The sequence below is a fragment of the Vibrio sp. Isolate33 genome (assembly GCF_022397895.1).
In the GTDB taxonomy this organism is placed as follows: domain Bacteria; phylum Pseudomonadota; class Gammaproteobacteria; order Enterobacterales; family Vibrionaceae; genus Vibrio; species Vibrio pomeroyi.
This window is the reverse complement of sequence record NZ_JAKEUP010000007.1, coordinates 1-17,645: the sequence shown is the minus strand read 5'-3', so window position 1 is coordinate 17,645 and position 17,645 is coordinate 1. Positions and strand designations below refer to the sequence as shown.

Below are 17,645 nucleotides of genomic sequence, written 5' to 3'. Positions count from 1 at the left end.
TACAACAAATGATGGATGGGATGTGGGTGAATCCTTGATGGATCATCACTTTACATTAGCAAAGCCAAAGGAAAACTGTATGACAAAGAAATGAAGCTTGAGCATGGGTTCAATAAAGTGAGCTAGCGATCAATGTTCACGGTTCTTAACTGTTTTTTTAACTGACGGGTGCCAATGTCTTCTAACAACACATAAAAAAGACCCAAAGCACGGTGATGCTTTAGGTCTTAATAAAGGCGGGAATATAACTCACATCAAGCTAGACAATTTTTTGCTCACTCTCTTCGTTCGTTGAATCGGTTTCTTTCGCTAAAAAACTCTCAACGATCTCTCGTAGCTTCCCTTGATTAACAGGCTTAGGTAAAAACTCATCCATACCCACATCAAAACAAAGATGCTTGTCTCTCTGCACAACGTTGGCTGTGAGTGCGACGATAGGAATATGTTGTGAAGAGCCCTCTTCCAGCACTCGGATCTGCTTAGTTGCTTCAAAGCCATCAAGAACAGGCATCTGACAGTCCATAAATATCATCACGTAGTCATTAGCTTTAAACTTCTCGACGCCGATTTCCCCGTTGTCTGCGATATCAACCTCAAAGCCCAGCTTCTTAAGCATCATCTTGGCGACTTGTTGATTCACTCTCGAATCTTCCACAACTAAGACTTTGCCACTAAAAGAAGCCGTGACCGCCGCAGGTTTTGATTCTTCTTTTAAAGCCGTTTTCTCTGGTTGTGCTGGCTTAGCAACAGTAGCGGGGTTGGTGACGGGTGCCGGTTCATTGTCTTTAAACGCCACCTCGCCTCGATTTGGGTAGGTGAAGGTTGAAGTATCAGCGGCTCTCGCAAGTACCTCACTGATGGTCCACTTAAGTTGGTTGTCCTGATAAGGGCGAGCGATGTAAGCGACAAAGCCGACTTGTTTCGCGCGAACTTCATCTTGTTTTCTTGGGTCGGCGGAGATCATCACTAACTTAGGACACTCGCTACCAAAGCGCTCGACTAAACTTCTCGCTAGTTGGAAGCCATCAACCGACGGCATCACTTTATCAATCAACACCAAGTCGTAGGGTGACGACTTAGCCACAGACTCTGAAACCAACTCTAGCGCTTGGTTTGCCGTTTCGCAGCACTCTGACTTAACGCCGAAGGATTGAAGCTGTGTGGACGTTATACGCATGTTCAACTGGCTATCATCCACCAGCAATACCGAGACCTTATTAAAGTCGATGTTGCTCTCGTCCACTTCTAAACACGGATCAAAGTCGGCAACGAAATAGAATGTACTGCCCTTACCTTCGACACTGGTCAGTTCAAGCTTGCTACCCATCAAGGTCACGATCTTATCGCATATCGTTAGACCAAGTCCTGTGCCGCCATAAATACGTGTGGTACTGCCATCGGCTTGTTGGAACTTATCGAATACCGATTGCTGTTTGTCTTCTGCAATGCCGATACCGCTGTCTGTCACTTCAAATCGAACCCTTAGCTTTTGCTCCGGTTCAATCACTTGCTCTAAATGAAGCGACAGCGTGACATGGCCATGCTCAGTGAATTTGATGGCGTTGCCGACCAAGTTGTTCAGTACCTGTCTGAGCTGAGTTCCATCGCCAATCACCATGGTTGGGATCTTAGGATCAATCGCGAGTTGGAATCTAAGCCCTTTCTGTTCAGCTTTAACTCGGAACGTCGATTCAACATCGGCTGCGATGCCCATCATTTTCATTGGTTCTTGCTGAAGCTCTAAGCGACCCGCTTCAATCTTCGAGTAATCGAGGATGTCGTTAATCAGGTCGAGCAGCGTGAGTGAGGAGGTGTTGAGCATATTCACATACTCTTTTTGCTCTTTCGGCATGTCCATTTCAGAGAGCAGAGATGACAGCCCAATAATCCCATTCATTGGGGTACGGATCTCGTGGCTCATGTTCGCCAGGAATTCACTCTTGTTACGGTTAGCCACCTCGGCGATATCTTTGGCTTTTTCCAGTTCTTGGTACTGTTGACGAATGCGTTCAATCGACTGGTTGTAACTGCTCTCTAGTGTCGAGATCTCATCTTTGTAAGTCGAATCGGTTGGCGTTAAGAAGCGCGGTTTGTTGTCTTCAACCTGTTGTTGATTGATCTGAGAGGACATGGCCATCAAGCGTTTCACGACAAGACGATACACTATTGTTAGACACACCAGAGAAAGTAAGAAAACTTTGACCGCTTCGAAGGCGAGTAATAACAGAACCCGTTCTTCGAAGTCATTGAGGATCATACTTAAATCAGATTGCACCGTGAGCGTCGCTAATGGGAAGTCTTTGCCGCCCATCTGGTGCACCATCTCCCAAGACTGAGAGTAAGACTGGCCAGTGGTTGGTCGGCCTAGTTCTAGAATTTTTTCATCGGGGCTTTCTATTAGAAGATAACTAACAGAGGGTAAACGAGAGATGCCTTCAGCTTGCACAAACAGTTGGGTTCGGTCTTCCACCCATAAGCTCGCTGTTAAACCAGAGAGGTAGCCAGCTTTAACCTGTTCGATCTGAGAACTGATAAAAGAAACTCGATTTTGGTACTCCACATATAATCCCAGACCTGTCACTATGACTGTGAATAAGGTACTGATTGCGATGATTACCCCGATCAACTGTCGGGAGAGTCCAATATAGCGTTTTCCTTTTTTCACCATACACAAATTACCATTATTGTTATCCTAGCAAACTACAATTACTCAACTAGTATAATAGTAGTCATTCATCAAATAACTAGGGAAGGTTATGAAAAAACATCTTATCGTTGCATCCATAGTCAGTTTGTTTTCAAGCAGTTATGCTTTTGCAAGCGAACCTCTTCACTACTACATTATTGCGAGCCAAGCGCAACCTTTTCAGATCGAAACTGACGGGTCATCTCACAGAGGAATGGTATCGGATATTGTTGAAGCGGTATTCGATGACAGCCAATATGAGATCAACTACCACACCTACCCTTTTAACCGAATGATCGACAAGCTCGATGCTAGAGAGAACCCAAACTGGGTAACCTACGGCAGCCCAAGTTGGGGAAATATCCAATCTGTTAACCTGTCTGAAGATCCGATTTACAATGTAAAACACGTGTTACTCAGTAGCGGTAAAAAGCCGTTTGAGTTCAATACAATCGACGACCTAGACGGGAAAGCAGTGGTATTGCTGGTGGGATTTGAATATCCGAACCTAGAACCATACATCCAACAAGGCAAGCTCAACGAGATTCGAGTTAAAGATTACACCGCTGCGTTTCGTGTCCTGAACCGAGCACCTGGCGATACTGTGTTTGTGGAAATGGAGTCACGAATCAAATACAACCTAAACGAGCAGAAGCTGAGTATTGATGACTACCAGATGCAAGAGTTCGGTTCAGTCATTAATAACTACCCTATCCATTTGGCGTTCGACCCTGAGATGGACCCTAAACTTCAAACCTTCATTAACCAACGTCTAGACCAGATGAAAGACGATGGGCAGCTCAACGACATCGTACAGAGTTACTTATAGCAACGGCATCACTTATAACCCAAGCATCACCGTATAGCTTAGGTAACGCACTTTAGCTCTCTTCGATACCTAACTCGCTCTTAAACTTAAAAGGCCGCCCTGTTAAGCACACAAGCTAAACAGGGCGGCCTTTTCAATTCCTCTTTAAGGGCTAAAAGAGTTTGCCCGTAATCGACCCACTTAATTTGGAACAACCTAAGGTCAATGGATTAGTGTGCAGCGATCAAATGCAGTTGCTGAGTACGAAGCTGTTGACGCACAGCCATCAGAATCTTGCCTAAATGGTTCTCGCCAGTTCCATCGCCGCCATCGCCCCAAAAATGGTCTTTGTGTGAATGTTCTTTGATCACCGAATCTCCGGTATTGGTAAGAAATAGAGCAAACTGCGGATTCTGTCTGAATTTCTCGGTGACGATGAACTGCATCACTTCAACACGAATCTCATACCAATCCTCACGAACTTGGTCTTCGTAGTCACGGCTCAAAGAGAATGCTTCAGCAGGTGTGCTAGCTTGCAGAATAGTATTGCGAAGTACTTCGCAGGAGAACTTCATAGCTTGATAATAGTGTTCGCTGGTTGCCCAAATTTGATCATCAATCTTGATGGGGCAAGCTGCAAAATTTGACAGGTATCCGTTTGGATCTTCAGGTTCATAAAATAGCACTTCTTTGGCTTGAGCCACAGAATTAGACATAGCCTTCTCCTTACCAACGACATCACATATTTTTGCTTTAACTTTAAAATTAGTGGCGTTGCATATTACTGTCAAACAACTTGGTTAAAGAGTATGTCATGGGCGTGTTTTTAGTCTGAAGGACGTGATTTCAAAAAATGTATAGCGAAGCTGTAAACTAGAGAAGAGAATCAAGCTATTGATTTAACATAGACAGGAATTATAAAAAAGTACTTATAAATCAAAGGGTGGCATGGTGCCACCCTTCTAAATGCAATGGGGATTATTAGTGAATAAGACCTAACTCCCTCGCTTCTTCCAGACTCAAACCGCTTTCTCTAATTTCTCTTAGAGCCTCGATACGACGACGAGCTTCAGCGGACTTCATTTTCTTTTCTGGTTTGAAAGATACTTCTTCTTCAGCATCCCACTTGTTTGCAATATTTGTCATTTCATCATGGTTGATAGAATTAATGGACATGTTTTCCTCCGAAAAGCACCATGTAATGGACAGGTAATCTGTAGCAAATGCTATTTCGCTTGTTAAGAAAATCTGTACTGAAATGTGATGATTCCGACGCTTCACAAACCTAATTAACAAATGCCTCATTTAAACTTTGCCAAAGGCATTTTCTGCAATTACATTTAAAAGATTCCCCATAAGAAATGTGGTTTGATCCAACTCTCATTTTCCCCTCTTCCAATTCTTCTTTTCCGCTGAAAATTCGTGAAATAACCCAAGATAAATTTCGAGGCACTTCATTCTTTTTGTGCTCATCGCTTTCACTAAATTCAACACATGTTAATGATAATAGTTATCAATATCATAACTGAGTATTTATCATGTCTGTGGGAATTTCAGATACACCACTTCTCGAAGTGAAGAATTTATGTGTCGACTACATCACCGATGACGGTGATTTCAACGCGGTCAAATCCGTCAGCTTTAGCATAGGCCAAGGTGAGATTTTTGGCTTAGCCGGGGAATCTGGCTGTGGCAAAAGTACCATCGCATTTGCCATTAACCGTCTGCATAAGCCGCCCGCGTTCATATCTGGAGGCCAAATATTGTTTGATGGACAAGATCTACTGAGCTTATCAGACAGTCATTTGAATACCTTGCGTTGGAGCGAGATTGCCATGGTGTTCCAAAGTGCAATGAATTCACTCAACCCTGTATTAACCATCGAAGAGCAATTTGCTGATGTGCTGCGCCACCATAAAGGCATGAGTAATGAACAAGCCAAAGATCGCGCAGAAAAGTTACTCGACCTGGTAAACATTCCGCGCAACCGGCTCACAGAGTACCCTCACCAATTCAGTGGCGGCATGCGTCAGCGTTTGGTGATTGCTATTGCCCTCGCCCTCAACCCTAAGCTGATCATAATGGACGAGCCGACTACTGCTTTGGATGTGGTTGTGCAGCGCGAGATTTTGCAGCAGATACACCAACTCAGAGAAGAATTTGGCTTCTCGATCCTCTTTATCACTCATGACTTAGCGTTAATGAGCCAACTGTGTGACCGCATTGCCATCATGCGCCATGGCCAAATCGTCGAAGTCAATCAAGCCTACGAGATTCGCAATAATCCGCAGCACTCCTACACCCAAAAGCTATGGAGTTCTTTCCCTAATATTCACGAACATGCTCACGCGACAGCGTGCTAGGAGAGCTCTATGTCACAACCAATTTTTCAAGTAAAAAACCTCGTCAAAGAGTTCACTGTTGGCGGTGGATTTGGCAAAGAAGAGATATTCAGAGCGCTGCATGGCGTAAGCTTTGACCTATATGCAGGAAAAACGCTGGCACTGGTTGGCGAGTCCGGTTGCGGGAAAAGCACCTGCGCGAGGCTGATGACCAAGGTTTACCCTGCGACAGAGGGAGAGATTTTATTCAATGGCAGAGACATCTCGACACTCAAGAGCCGTAAAGACATCTTGGATTACCGCAGCCGTGTGCAAATGGTGTTTCAAGATCCATTTGGCTCACTCAATCCGACTCACACCATAGAGCACCACTTAACTCGCCCGCTTAAGATTCATAAGCAAGTCGCCAATAAAGCGGCTCTAGAAGAACGCCTCAAAGAGTTGCTCACGCTGGTAGAGCTGCCTGTCGAAACTCTCGCGAAATACCCTCACGAGCTCAGTGGCGGCCAAAGACAGCGGGTTAACCTAGCCAGAGCGCTTGCGGTTGGGGCTGAAGTCATTCTTGCCGATGAACCGACCTCGATGTTGGATGTTTCAATTCGACTTGGCGTGCTCAATCTCATGCAAAAAATGAAGAAAGAGCTTGGGATAGGCTTCTTATACATTACTCACGACCTTGCGACCGCTCATTACATCGCAGAAGAAACTGCGGTGATGTACAAAGGACAGATCGTTGAATGGGGATCAACTCAGTCGATCTTAACGAATCCGCAGCACCCATATACCAAACTGTTGATCTCTGCAGTGCCGGATCCTGATCTGCCATTTGGCGAACTCGTAAAAAATGAGCCAAACTATTCCATAGACGCAGATCGTATTCGAGAGCAGAGCAGCGAAATACAGCATGACATTAAGCAAGTCGCTGATAATCACTTTGTAAAACAGTGGGATAACGTTGCATGAATGAACTAGACACTTGGTTAGAGCGAATCGGAGATTGGTACAAAGACCGAAAGCATGATCAAGTGGAACGGTTGGAACCTTTGATCTTAACGCCTCCAGATGCACTCTGGGGGCCTTTGATCACAGATGAACAAAGCAAAGGCATCGCATGTTGGTTAGACGGGTGCCTGCGTATCTTTACTTTCTACCGAAATTCAGACCACAAGCCACATCATCAAGAAAAAGCGTATCAATACCTAATGTTCGCTTACAGTAAGCTTCAAGCCGTGTGTTGTGACACGAAAGCGGAGCCAGACTTACAAGAGTGGTGTACACAGCGAGTACAGCATTTGTGTGTGCTCGCGTTGGAGTTTGCGAATCAACAACAAGAGCCGCGCTGGTTACAAGAATCCGAAAAATTGATCGAATCGCATGTCCGCTTTATGGCAAGCCAGTCCCAGAACGATGATCAAGGAAACGTGAAACATCAGATTCACTGATCATCCCCTATCGATCCAATATCAACTCATCAAAATGACCGTCTAGTTGAAACGACAGGATCAATTAAAAGCATGATCTCACCTTGATCATGCTTCAGAAGCCGAAGCATGTAAGCTATTGATTTTTTAATGTTGAGCGGAATTTAAGACAAAAAAAAGCGAGTCCCTTGGGGAACTCGCAAAAATCTATTCAGTATGATGTAACAAAATATGAGCCAATCTATTAATCATAAGAAAGGACAAAAGGTTGTCTATTCGGGATAAATAATAATCAACTGGATGCGTTACATTGTCATCGCTTTGTCAGCATTAGGTGCAATTATTATCAGCACCTAATGATGATTAAATGACCTATTCACAACAGTGAAAGCGGGGTAAAAACTAGTGGCCAATCGCCATTTCATCGAGCGCCAAGAACACATTTTCATCTAGATGACCTTCGTGCACTTGTTTACACACTTTACGACGCACCGCCAAACCAGAGATCAGACGTTCGATAGAGAGATGTCGATTACTGTTGCTATCACGGTCGTTGTACAGCTCAATCAGCTTACTCAATGTTTCGTAAGGGATAACATCTTCCCCTACTCTCAGCCAATCAAGCTTCTCAATGAGCTCTGAGCACTCTTCTTTGATCGAGGCATGTGAGTGCCCTGTCATAGCAGATAAAGCCGTTATACTGCGTTCTAGAGCCTCTGCAGAGGTATATTTAGAGAGCGTTATCATGATCTCGTCAGCATTGATCTCAACAGAGTGCTTACGTTGCTTCACTCGACGTCCTAATTTGCCTCTTGGCGACGGTGCCTTGCGCTGAATCGGTTCAAACTCACCATCGATGATCTCAGACAGCTCTTCCAGCTTCTGCTTAGAGACCATCTCGTTGCGAAGTGGGTTTGGCAGCGTTGGTGCCATGTTACGTTTACCGGCGTTGGTGGTACGTGCTCTTGAGTATCGCAGTACTTCTTCCACGTTACATTTGATATCTACTTGATAATCGGTCGTTTTGCCTTTTTCGATCAACGCGGTGATCGTCAAGTGATAACCCCAAAGATTAACCAGGAAGGTATCTTCTTGATCTCCGACTTCGCCCAACTTTCTCAATTCGCGGATCAGATCCATCGAAAAACGACGCCAATCGATGTTACGAGCCAACTTCTGATTCAGTTCGCTCAGCAACATACAATCTGAATGACGGCGGGCCATACGGCTTCTGAAGTACGAATACATTTGGAAAACCAAGGTATGTTGCTTAAGGATTTCTGGCGGGAACAAGAAGAAATAATCACGAGTCAGGAGCTCTTCGTAGAACGAAGGTTCCCAAACGAGGATGTATAGGTTCGGTTTAATGCGAATTTCGCCGTCAGAGCCCTCTGTAGGCGCTTCTTCCGATGCAGTAATGGTTCTTGCTAAGAATCGGAAACGATCACTCTTAAAGCCTTCTGGCATGTTCTCACTAAGCCAACGACCAGTAAGCTCATGCAGTTGGAAATCCGTAAACTCGATACGATCAATACTGTCGCGAATCGAGTCACGAGCAGGGCCACTGTCTTTCTTACCACGCAAAGACAAAATGTCCGTGATGTAGAGTGGTGTTTTGTTCGGCGTGTGTTTCGCGTCTAGGTGGTAATCATCTTGGTGATGGTCATGATACTGAACGGTTAGCGTGAACAACGCGAAAAGCGTCATCAGATCATCGACCGTCATAATATTTTTAGACGATCTTGTCTCGATCACAGCGCGAGTGCCCGAGATCGAAACCATTGATTTCTGGTAGCTCTTGCGCGTTCTAGGTGGCGCTAACGCTTGATCAATAATGCCCGCCCAATTGGTTGGCGAAACAATGAATTGATCCGCTTCGTCTTTCATCGTTGGGGGAGTATTAAGACCATGCTCATTCAGTAAACGTTTGTTTACTTTAGTTTGAGCGAGGGCTTTAGAACGCTTCTGCTTTTCGTTTTGCTTGACGCTTTCTGTGACTAAGCTGGTGGCACCCAGTACCGATATCAATTGGTTTGGGTTAACAAAGCGATGCAGCATGGTTTTACCTGCAAGGCCTTCTTCAAAGCGAACGGGGATTTGTTTGAAAAGACCGATATTTACCGCTGCTCTCAGCCTTTGTTGCAAGGCTGCGCGAGTGACTTGACCATCGGTTGATTCAATAATCTCAGTGGTTGAAACGTATCCGTCTTTGCTGCTAAACCCACGAAGTGAAATTAGGTTAAGAAGCTCAACTATGCTTTTGGTGACACCTTTGAAGTGTTGATATTGTTCTATCCATTCAACGGCTGTTTCAGATACCTCAAATAAATGACCATCTTTGTGGCTTCGTGCCTTAATTAACAATTTCTCTTCTGGTTTCATTTTTGATCCGTATCACACTAACCGTAATTTCACTATAGTTCCTGAATGATAAAGAAAGAATGATCATAAATAAAGAGAATTTATTGGCTTTTAAATAACTGATCTTTTTGATTAATATGATCTTAAATGATTAAATGATTAAGTGATTTAATGATCTGGACGTGAGTTTGCTTTTAAGTGGCTGAATTTAAAGTATTAAAAAAAATCCGCTTGGAAAGCATGATCATAAAGAGTCCGAAACTATGATCATTAAACCTAAGAAAGCATGATCACAGAACGTCAGAACGATGATCATTAAGTCATTGTAAGCATGATCATTATTGGTTCGAAAGCATGATCATTATACTTGTACAGCTTATCCACAGTCCATAATTCAACATGGTTGGTTAAGTCACTTCTAACTCGTCAATGTGGATAGTTTTGATGGCTTATCTATCGGAACAATGATCAAGCAAGTGCCCTTTTCTATCGTTCCTACCCTATTACGTACAAAATTTGTTCTGAAGCCGGTGTTAACGGCTGGCTTGAGTGTCATTAAAGCGGGCCTGCGTTACTTAGGAAGCATGATCATGAAATTGTCATGTTTCTGTATTCTGAGTCTGTGCAGATTGAATTTCCAAGCAATGAGGCCTTATAGGCCTCGAATCCCCATTGCAAAAGCATTTGCCCGTAAGTTAGCTGTTAAATTATATGCTTCCGGAACGATATTTACTTGATCATTTTTCCGGAAGTTGATCATTTCGAACAGTCACTCATGCGGATCAATATTGATGAGTTTACACCTTGATCATGCTTCATAATACCGCCTTATCAATTCTCTTACGCCTGATGTATTCCATGATCATTCTTCCGTATTAGGTTCAACTCTCTTTTATCTAGTGACGCCTCATCTTGTCGTGGTTTTATATTAGCGATGCTATTTTGGGTTTTTTATTGTTTCTTGGTTGAAAAACTCACAATTTCGAATGCAAATCACACGAACCGTAATCTATGCTTGTATTTCAATCGTTCCGAAGGTTTTTTGCTGAAATTGCATTTACATTGTAAATAAGTGATGCTGTAACATTTAAAATCTAAGCCAGAAATAGCATGGTTGTGCATGATAAAAACGGTCATTTTTTGTGTTTGTCTCAGCCGTTGTTTCATCAAACTGTAAAAATACAGTCTATTTTATGTGATTTTACTCATAAATGTATGTTCATGTTTTTGTTGTGTTTGTTGTTAATCGCTGTACAATTTGTACTTAGTTAATCATTACGGAAACTGGCAATGAAAAGAGAACAAACGATTGATAAGCTCTATCAGCTGGCCGAACAAACTCAACAAGTTCAGGCTGACCGAATTGAGATTATTCTGGAAGAGCGAAGTGATGAACATTTCCCTCCAATGTCTAAAGCTATGATGGAGACTCGTTCAGGCTTAACTCGTCGAAAATTGGATGAGGCAATTACCAAGCTTGAAGCGGATGGTCACCAGTTTACAAAGAACAACGCCAATCATTACTCGATTTCATTGACTGAAGCTCACATGCTGATGGACGCGGCGGAAGTGCCAAAGTTCCACCAACGCAAACAGCATGCAGACAACAAACCTTGGATTATCAACGTACAAAACCAGAAGGGTGGTACAGGTAAATCAATGACGGCGGTTCACCTAGCGGCTTGTTTGTCTCTGAATTTAGACAAGCGCTACCGCATCTGTCTGATTGACTTGGATCCACAAGGTTCATTACGTCTGTTCTTAAACCCACAAATCAGTGGTGCAGAGCACGACAGTATCTATTCTGCCGTTGATATCATGTTGGACAACGTGCCTGAAGGCCAAGATGTTGACCTAGAGTTTCTTCGCAAAAACGTACTCTTGCCAACTCAGTATCCAAACCTAAAGACAATTTCTGCCTTCCCTGAAGATGCGATGTTTAACGCTGAAGCGTGGCAAAGCCTCTCTCAAGATCAGTCACTTGATATCGTTCGTCTTCTTAAAGAGAAGCTTATCGACAAAATCGCCGATGACTTTGATGTGATTATGATTGATACCGGCCCGCACGTAGATCCATTAGTGTGGAACGCAATGTACGCGTCGAACGCTCTTCTTATTCCTTGTGCTGCAAAGCGTTTGGACTGGGCTTCAACGGTTAACTTCTTCCAACACTTACCAACCGTGTACGAGATGTTCCCGGACGATTGGAAAGGGCTAGAGTTTGTTCGCCTGATGCCAACCATGTTTGAAGATGACAACAAGAAGCAGGTTTCGGTTCTCACTGAAATGAACTACCTGCTGAATGACCAAGTGATGATGGCAACGATTCCAAGAAGCCGCGCATTTGAAACCTGCGCTGATACCTACAGCACGGTTTTCGACCTCACGGTTAGCGACTTCGAAGGTGGTAAGAAAACTCTGGCTGTCGCTCAAGACGCAGTACAAAAAAGTGCTCTAGAATTAGAGCGTGTATTACACAGCAACTGGCCTTCACTTAATCAGGGATAACAAGAATGGCAATTAAAACATCTGACTTAAATGCAAAGCTATTTGGTAAAGCAAACAAACGTCGCGTAGCAACGCCTCAAGAAGCGCAAACTGCGGCCAAAGAACAGGCTCAAGTGATTGAACTTTCAGTTGCGGGCGAAGAGTTGGTTTCATTTGAATTGGTTCGAATTCCTGCTTCTGAAGTAGCGACTCGAACGGTTGTTTTCGAAGAGAACGCGCGTGAGCAATCTTTCCTTAATGAACATGCGCTTTCTGACGTACTGACTACGTTAAAGGAACGCGGCCAACAATACCCAGCGGTTGGTCGTAAAAATAAAGACGGCAAGATTGAAGTTCTTGATGGTAGCCGTCGTCGTATGTCATGTATTTTGGCCGACAAAGAGTTCCTTATCTATGTTGCTGAAAACATTAACGGCGACCATGCTAAATTCTTATCTGATGTTGCAAACGCTCACAAACCACTTTCTCTGTATGAGAAGGGCAAAGAGATGCAAGCGAAGCTAGATAAAGGCGAAGCTGAAGATCAAAAAGCACTCGCGAAAATGTTCCAGTGTAGTGAAGCTTTGGTGAGTGGCGCATTAAAAGCGGCGGCTTTACCACTTGAATTACTACAAGCTTACCCAAATGTGAGCGACCTTGGTCGTCCAACGATTGTTAAGCTACACAAACAATTTGGTGGCCTAACGAGCGAGCAACAACAAACACTACTGACTAAGTGTGATGCTTCAGAAGGTTTTGTATGGCAGCGTAGTGAAGCTCAAGGCGTGACTCGTTTGACCAAAGACGTGACTGAAACCTTAGAAGGTTGGATTCTTGAACTGGCACCTGCGCCAGCAAAGAAAGCGTCTCCAAAAGTTGAACTAATTAAAGGCCGCGCTTCATATAGCCGTAAAGGTTCAAACTTAGCGCTAAATCTTAAGAAAGTTGATGATGCGACGATGGAAGAAATCCTGGCGTTCGTACAATCGAAGCTCGATTAAATCGACAACTTTCCCTTACTACTCTAAAGCCGCTTTATGCGGCTTTTTATTTGGCTGTGATAAACTGTGTTTAGACGAATCTGGACACTAACTATGACAAACCCAACCAACACTTTTCTACACACACTTTCTAACATCGCTCAGCATAACGACCACCGTTATGGTGTTGTCTTTGATGGCGATTTCGATTGGCAAAATTCCGCTGTTATACAATTCCTTCAAGATGCAGATGCTCAAACCGTTTTCCAGATTGGCGGTACTCCGTTTGAGGGCGCGATTCATGCACCAGTAAAAAAAGGCCAACAACTTCTTGGTCGTGAATGCCAAGTTCTTGTGTGTGATTTTAGAGAGCAGTTCGATGCGAATGGTTTTAGCGCAGCATTGGGTTCATTAGTCGGTGGCGGGTTGTTGTTGGTGTTACCGCCAAAAGTTGATGGCTCTGAAGATAGCGAATGCTTTGGTCAATCTTGGTTAAAGCTACATTTTGATAAACTACTTTCTGTTTCGCAAAGTGACGAACAGGCGGGTGTGATTGAAGCGGTTAATTCGCTTCCTCAAAAACTTAATGATGAGGACAACTCGATTGACCGATTTGAACAGCAAAACACGGCGATTGAGTTAGTTAAGAAAGTCGTCACTGGACATCGAAAACGTCCACTGATTTTAACCGCAGACAGAGGTCGAGGTAAAAGCTCAACACTGGGTATTGCAGCTGCCCAGCTTTTGGCAGAGCGACAGGGCTTAAATATTATTGTTACTGCTCCGTCTGTGAAAGCTGTTGAGCCCGTGTTTACTCATGCATTGCAGCGACTCGATGCGTGTGAAGTAATTAACGCGACTCACATTGGTTATCAAGATGGAAGTTTAAGGTTTGTCGCGCCAGACGAGTTACTAAAATCTAAGCCCGATTGCGATCTGTTGTTGGTTGATGAAGCCGCTGCCATTCCAATCCCAATGCTTAAATCTATGGTCGGTAGTTATCATCGCATGGTTTTTTCAACCACAGTTCATGGTTACGAAGGCAGTGGACGAGGGTTTGGAATTAAGTTTGAAGCTTGGCTGTCTGAGCATCGCCCTGGATGGAAGGGTTACAAACTTGAACAACCCATCCGTTGGAATCACAACGACCCACTAGAGCGTTGGCTATTTGATTGTTTCCTTCTTGGTGAAGATGCGTGCCTGAATGAATCAGCTGTTGATGAGTCGGAAGATTTTTCCGGTGATGTACTCAACCAACTTAGCTTGGTTGAGTTGTCAAAAGCAGACTGCTTGGTTAACCCTCAAAAACTCCAGCAATGTTTTTCTCTTTTAGTCGATGCTCATTACCAGACGTCTCCTAATGATTTGATGCAGTTCCTCGATAACCCAGCTATACATCTATTTGCCGCTTGGCAGCAAGACGAGTGTCTTGGTTGTATGTTGGTGACGGAGGAGGGCGGTTTAGATAAAGAGTTGATTGCACAAGTTCAATTTGGGAAACGTCGTCCACAAGGTCACCTTGCACCAGTTCTTTTAGCCAACCAACTTGGTTCTGTTGAAGCTGCAACTAGCCGTTGTCTTCGAGTGATGCGCATAGCTGTCTCGACACGTCATCAAGGTTTGGGTATCGGCCGTTGGATGTTGGATCTGTTATCTGAACAAGCAGTCCAAACAGAGCAAGTTGATTATTTGGCTACGAGCTTCGGTGCGACCAGTGATTTGATTTCTTTCTGGCGAGATAGTGAATTTGTGCCTGTTCATATTGGCCACCAGCGAGATCAGGCAAGCGGCTGTCACTCTGTGTTGATGGTTAAGTCGCTTAACCAAAACTCTCAAATCTGGATGAGTCAATTACAGAGTCACTTTGAGCGCAGTTTCTGTTTTGTGGTTTCTGGTTCTTTGGCTTCTGTCGAAGTCGATCTGGTTCGCGCATTACTGCCTAATCAAGCGGAATCTATGGCTGAGTCTGAAATCCAACTCATCAAGAATTATGTCGATGGCGGCAATAGTTACGACAGCATTGGTTTCAGTGTCCTGAATCTGATTCTGCAGAGTAATGGTCGTCAAGCTCACATAGCTGAATCTGACACTATAACCGATACAGGTTTCGCTGTTTCAGACTTACTTATCGCGAAAGTTGTACAGCAGAAAGACTGGGGGACTTGTGTCGAACAGTTTAATCTTGTTGGGCGAAAACAAGCCGAGATTCAATTCCGACAAGGCGTCGATTTCCTATTATCAAATTTACACTGTAAATAGGTAGTTTGGCTGCCCAACCCGTTTTCAGAGTTAATTAGATTTACAGTGTAAATTAGGATATTCGATTTACACTGTAAACTGAAACTCCATATTGAAGTCCCGTTTTACCTTCATCATCGCTTTCATTGTCGCCCTCACCATTTTTAGTTCGCTCTCTTTAAGACAGCCCTTAATCTTCTAAACCGATTCGTTTTTATCATATTGCTATCACATCAGTTCAACGTTCACTCGAATGGAAAATGTTGAAACTGTTCTCCTTTATATTTGTAAAGTTGAAGCGGATCATAAAATAGTTAAGTCTTATTTATGAGTCATGTTTGCAGAATCGAAAGTAAGTGATGTGACGCTGATTATTCTAATAATGTGATACTAAGCGCAGAACGAATTATATAGACTGAATAACAACTGAGTCATTAGGGATACTCAATTCGAATGTGGGATAACATCGTTACACTGTCGGAAGATAAGCAACAAGTGATGGCATGTCTGCCGTCGGGGTTTGTGGTCGACGTAAGCTTTGACAATAAGACTCTGCCACCAGCCTTAGAAGCTTTGAACGCATCTAACTATTTTCTTTTTGAAGATGAGGTGCTGCGCTTTGTGACTCTTGCAAAAGAGGGCAAAGGGGAAGCTTATGAAGGAATCTTGATTGCAGAAGTTCGTAATGCCAGTGTAGCGGTCGAATTAACTGATGATGAGATGCTAGCAAGCCTAGTCGTCACAGGTCCATACAATGGACACCCTCTACGCGGTAGCGACATCATTCATTGTTTAGCACAAGCTCACATCACGAAAGGCATTAATAAGTTAGCACTCAGAAAAGTATTGATGATGAGTAGCAAACTTAAGCCTGGAGAAAAGTTTACGCAACCCGTCGCCAAGGGGACACAACCCGTAAAAGGTAAAGACGCAAAGTTTGCAGCCTTGGTTGAAGACATTACTCGACAAGTTTTGAAACCTCGCAGTAAAGACGAAGGCAAGATTGATATGCGAGACTTGGGAGAAACCATTACCGTTGGTCAAAACGACCAATTAATGAAACGTACTCCCGCGACTAAAGGTATTGCAGGCTTTACCGTCCAAGGTCGAATTATCCCTCCTCTTCCTGGACAAGACAGTTTAATCAAGCCTGGCAAGGGCACCTATATCTCTCCTGATGACCCCAACTTATTACTCGCCTCTTATCCCGGATTACCCATCATCAAAGATCGCACCATTGAAGTCGATGACGCCTTATGTGTTAGCAATGTTGATGTTTCCACCGGACACGTCAAATTCAAAGGCAATGTGTTTGTCTCTGGCAACATTGAGCCGGGAATGATTGTGAAAGCGACCGGTAGTATTACGGTGGGTGGTTTTATTGAATCGGCTGAAGTTCAGGCTCAAGGTGATATCAAAGTCGCAAAAGGCATTATCGGCCACACCACCAAAGAGGGTGAAGCGAAAAGCTGTAAGGTATTCAGCAAAGGTTCCATCACCGCGAGCTACGCTCAGAATGCAGAGCTACAAACCGCCGGTGACATTCGACTTGGCGTGCACAGCATGAGTAACGACATTCGCTGTGGAGACAATCTTGTCGTAATGGATACCATGAAGAAGCATGGCACGCTCAGTGGTGGCGAAGCCAAAGTCGGTGGAAAGGTCGAATGTGTATTCTTAGGTGTAGAAGGAGACACGGCAACTAAGGTTCATGGTTTTGCTCGTTACGATGGATACCGACAGAAAATTGCTGAACTAAAGGAAACCTATAAACACACCCAAGAGCAAACAATGGATGTGATTCGTCAAGAACTCGAATTTAAGAAACGACCAAAAGCTGAGAGAAGCGAAGAGCAAGCGTTGGAAATTGAGCAACAACGAGAAAAGAACAATCAAGCGATTGAAAACACCAAATCACAGCTAGATACACTAGAGGCGGAATTTGAAACCAACCTTGCTGAATGCACAGTTGAAGCGCACGAAAAAGTGTATACCCGCGTGACGATTCAGTTTGGTGATGAAACAGTCACAACTAAACGAACTCACGGCGGAAGTGTTTTCTCATTCAACCAATATGAGATTCAGTGTTCGTTTAAAATGGAACAAGAAGACATTGCTTTGTAGCCTATCTTCATAAGATGAAGCGATGCATGGCCCAAGTGCCAAGACTGACTGTCTCGTCCTAAAATACGTTGACAGTATTTCTACTAAGCCAACAGCGTCAGCTGTTGGCTTTTTTCATGCACCTCATTTGGAGTTTTCATCCTGAGACTAAGGTGCGGCCTCATATTGTTATAGGTACTTATAGACTCTTTTACTAGT

General features: G+C 43.8%; 12 protein-coding genes. 8 read left to right on the top strand and 4 right to left on the bottom strand.

The annotated features are described in order from the left end of the window. Positions 1 to 259: 259 nt before the first annotated feature. Positions 260 to 2,668: a response regulator gene (locus L1D37_RS12200; protein WP_239848046.1), complete on the bottom strand. Its 2,409-nt coding sequence runs from the start codon at positions 2,666 to 2,668 to the stop codon at positions 260 to 262. 88 nt (positions 2,669 to 2,756) lie between these two features. Between L1D37_RS12200 and L1D37_RS12195 the strand changes: the two genes are divergently transcribed. Next, the gene (locus tag L1D37_RS12195; RefSeq protein WP_123283671.1) at positions 2,757 to 3,515 is read left to right on the top strand and encodes a transporter substrate-binding domain-containing protein; all 759 of its coding nucleotides are present in this window, start codon (positions 2,757 to 2,759) and stop codon (positions 3,513 to 3,515) included. A gap of 209 nt (positions 3,516 to 3,724) precedes the next feature. On the opposite strand, the gene L1D37_RS12190 is transcribed toward L1D37_RS12195, so the two are convergent. Then, positions 3,725 to 4,285 carry an NADAR family protein gene (locus L1D37_RS12190; RefSeq protein WP_239848045.1) on the bottom strand — a complete coding sequence of 187 codons (561 nt, stop codon included), beginning with the start codon at positions 4,283 to 4,285 and terminating at the stop codon, positions 3,725 to 3,727. Positions 4,286 to 4,475: 190 nt separating this feature from the next. Further along, complete coding sequence (locus L1D37_RS12185; RefSeq protein ID WP_004736928.1) at positions 4,476 to 4,670, bottom strand: hypothetical protein; 195 nt, start codon at positions 4,668 to 4,670, stop codon at positions 4,476 to 4,478. A gap of 362 nt (positions 4,671 to 5,032) precedes the next feature. Between L1D37_RS12185 and L1D37_RS12180 the strand changes: the two genes are divergently transcribed. From L1D37_RS12180 to L1D37_RS12170, 3 genes are read left to right on the top strand one after another with little or no spacing between them, the layout of a single operon-like run. Further along, positions 5,033 to 5,857 (top strand): ABC transporter ATP-binding protein, encoded by an 825-nt coding sequence (locus L1D37_RS12180; protein WP_239848044.1) that lies wholly within the window; start codon positions 5,033 to 5,035, stop codon positions 5,855 to 5,857. Positions 5,858 to 5,866: 9 nt separating this feature from the next. Then, positions 5,867 to 6,799, top strand: a complete 933-nt coding sequence (locus L1D37_RS12175) for an ATP-binding cassette domain-containing protein (RefSeq protein ID WP_239848043.1) — start codon at positions 5,867 to 5,869, stop codon at positions 6,797 to 6,799. Further along, the gene (locus L1D37_RS12170) at positions 6,796 to 7,278 is read left to right on the top strand and encodes a transcriptional regulator (RefSeq protein WP_239848042.1); all 483 of its coding nucleotides are present in this window, start codon (positions 6,796 to 6,798) and stop codon (positions 7,276 to 7,278) included. Before L1D37_RS12175 ends, L1D37_RS12170 begins: the two co-directional genes overlap by 4 nt. A 381-nt stretch (positions 7,279 to 7,659) precedes the next feature. Here L1D37_RS12170 and L1D37_RS12165 read toward each other — a convergent pair whose 3' ends face one another. Then, entirely contained in the window at positions 7,660 to 9,639 is a 1,980-nt protein-coding gene (locus L1D37_RS12165; RefSeq protein ID WP_176679076.1) for a replication initiator protein RctB domain-containing protein, read from the bottom strand. Positions 9,640 to 10,908: 1,269 nt separating this feature from the next. On the opposite strand from L1D37_RS12165, the gene L1D37_RS12160 reads away from it, so the two are divergent. The 4 genes from L1D37_RS12160 to L1D37_RS12145 all read left to right on the top strand — a co-directional run bounded on the left by L1D37_RS12160 (position 10,909) and on the right by L1D37_RS12145 (position 17,447). Next, complete coding sequence (locus tag L1D37_RS12160) at positions 10,909 to 12,126, top strand: ParA family protein (protein ID WP_048660527.1); 1,218 nt, start codon at positions 10,909 to 10,911, stop codon at positions 12,124 to 12,126. 5 nt (positions 12,127 to 12,131) lie between these two features. Further along, positions 12,132 to 13,106 carry a ParB/RepB/Spo0J family partition protein gene (locus L1D37_RS12155; protein ID WP_132761652.1) on the top strand — a complete coding sequence of 325 codons (975 nt, stop codon included), beginning with the start codon at positions 12,132 to 12,134 and terminating at the stop codon, positions 13,104 to 13,106. A 93-nt stretch (positions 13,107 to 13,199) separates the two neighbouring features. After that, positions 13,200 to 15,344 (top strand): GNAT family N-acetyltransferase, encoded by a 2,145-nt coding sequence (locus L1D37_RS12150; protein ID WP_239848041.1) that lies wholly within the window; start codon positions 13,200 to 13,202, stop codon positions 15,342 to 15,344. Positions 15,345 to 15,776: 432 nt separating this feature from the next. Then, positions 15,777 to 17,447: a FapA family protein gene (locus L1D37_RS12145; RefSeq protein WP_239848040.1), complete on the top strand. Its 1,671-nt coding sequence runs from the start codon at positions 15,777 to 15,779 to the stop codon at positions 17,445 to 17,447. The last annotated feature ends 198 nt before the right edge of the window (positions 17,448 to 17,645 follow it).

Bases quoted from the DNA above. Each gene is read 5' to 3' on its own strand.
- L1D37_RS12200 (WP_239848046.1), bottom strand. From the start codon at position 2,668: ATGGTGAAAAAAGGAAAACGCTATATTGGACTCTCCCGACAGTTGATC.
- L1D37_RS12195 (WP_123283671.1), top strand. From the start codon at position 2,757: ATGAAAAAACATCTTATCGTTGCATCCATAGTCAGTTTGTTTTCAAGC.
- L1D37_RS12185 (WP_004736928.1), bottom strand. From the start codon at position 4,670: ATGTCCATTAATTCTATCAACCATGATGAAATGACAAATATTGCAAAC.
- L1D37_RS12180 (WP_239848044.1), top strand. From the start codon at position 5,033: ATGTCTGTGGGAATTTCAGATACACCACTTCTCGAAGTGAAGAATTTA.
- L1D37_RS12175 (WP_239848043.1), top strand. From the start codon at position 5,867: ATGTCACAACCAATTTTTCAAGTAAAAAACCTCGTCAAAGAGTTCACT.
- L1D37_RS12170 (WP_239848042.1), top strand. From the start codon at position 6,796: ATGAATGAACTAGACACTTGGTTAGAGCGAATCGGAGATTGGTACAAA.
- L1D37_RS12165 (WP_176679076.1), bottom strand. From the start codon at position 9,639: ATGAAACCAGAAGAGAAATTGTTAATTAAGGCACGAAGCCACAAAGAT.
- L1D37_RS12160 (WP_048660527.1), top strand. From the start codon at position 10,909: ATGAAAAGAGAACAAACGATTGATAAGCTCTATCAGCTGGCCGAACAA.
- L1D37_RS12155 (WP_132761652.1), top strand. From the start codon at position 12,132: ATGGCAATTAAAACATCTGACTTAAATGCAAAGCTATTTGGTAAAGCA.
- L1D37_RS12150 (WP_239848041.1), top strand. From the start codon at position 13,200: ATGACAAACCCAACCAACACTTTTCTACACACACTTTCTAACATCGCT.
- L1D37_RS12145 (WP_239848040.1), top strand. From the start codon at position 15,777: ATGTGGGATAACATCGTTACACTGTCGGAAGATAAGCAACAAGTGATG.